Genomic DNA, 485 nt, shown 5'->3' on the forward strand with positions numbered 1-485 from the left:
AGTAGTGCTTCATGACTACCGGGGTATCTAATCCTGTTTGATACCCACACTTTCGAGCATCAGTGTCAGTTGCAGTCTAGTGAGCTGCCTTCGCAATCGGAGTTCTTCGTGATATCTAAGCATTTCACCGCTACACCACGAATTCCGCCCACCTCTACTGTACTCAAGACTGCCAGTTTCAACTGCAATTTTACGGTTGAGCCGCAAACTTTCACAACTGACTTAACAATCCACCTACGCTCCCTTTAAACCCAATAAATCCGGATAACGCTCGGATCCTCCGTATTACCGCGGCTGCTGGCACGGAGTTAGCCGATCCTTATTCATATAATACATACAAAACAGTATACATACTGCACTTTATTCCCATATAAAAGAAGTTTACGACCCATAGAGCCTTCATCCTTCACGCTACTTGGCTGGTTCAGGCTCTCGCCCATTGACCAATATTCCTCACTGCAGCCTCCCGTAGGAGTGCTAAGTGA

The 485-nt window shown here is 46.6% G+C and carries 1 rRNA gene; it reads right to left on the reverse strand.

Annotated elements, in window-relative coordinates:
• Window positions 1–485 (reverse strand): 16S ribosomal RNA (locus DK926_RS26950); the annotation flags it as partial.

This window comes from Rhodococcus sp. Eu-32, assembly GCF_003336925.1.
GTDB lineage: Bacteria > Actinomycetota > Actinomycetes > Mycobacteriales > Mycobacteriaceae > Rhodococcoides > Rhodococcoides kyotonensis_B.